The organism is Peptoniphilus sp. BV3C26, from assembly GCF_000478985.1.
Taxonomy (GTDB): Bacteria; Bacillota; Clostridia; order Tissierellales; family Peptoniphilaceae; genus Peptoniphilus_B; species Peptoniphilus_B koenoeneniae.
Map to the genome: position 1 here is coordinate 1 of NZ_AWXB01000020.1, position 566 is coordinate 566.

General features: G+C 35.3%; 1 protein-coding gene and 1 pseudogene. Both read right to left on the minus strand.

The window, feature by feature from the left end; all coding sequences use genetic code 11:
• Positions 1–230 (minus strand): annotated as a pseudogene (locus HMPREF1253_RS02360) (PcfB family protein); the annotation flags it as partial.
• On the minus strand, positions 227–566 hold a 340-nt coding region (locus tag HMPREF1253_RS02365; RefSeq protein ID WP_023055158.1), incomplete at its 5' end, for an ATP-binding protein. The gene HMPREF1253_RS02365 and the pseudogene HMPREF1253_RS02360, both read right to left, overlap by 4 nt.

Consider the following 566-nt stretch of genomic DNA (forward strand, 5'->3'; position numbering starts at 1 on the left):
AGTTCCTTCAATTCTGTTTCTTCTACTGGTATCTCTTCAAGCTGTCCTTTTTTAACCATATCTTTTAGTTTTACTTCATTCCCTTTACTCCCAACGAGCTTTTCAAGTCCACCGATTTTCTCTGCTTCTTTCAGTAACTTCCTTATCAAATCCAAAAGTATCTTGCCTGTTACTTTGCCAGCTCTCACTTCCATGTTGAGCGTTTTTCTTGCAATTTCTTCATTAATCAAGTCCTCTCACCTCCGTTCAGTAATCTATCTTTATTGCGAGTTAGCTTATCTCTTTGAATAAACTTTCTGAAATCCTCGCCTACAACCATAACGGGAATACACATTTCAATAATTCTTGAATAGATTCTTTGATATTCAACACTGTCCTTACAATTTTGGATTGTGTCGTAGGAAAGATTTGTTGTGAAAATTGTTGGTTTCTGTTTTAGGTACCTGCTATTGACAATGTTATATACCTGCTCTTTAGCATAGCTTGTATCCCTTTCAATTCCCAAGTCATCTAAGATAAGAACGGAAGTATTTACAAGGGATTCAATATATGCGTTTTTATCAAAC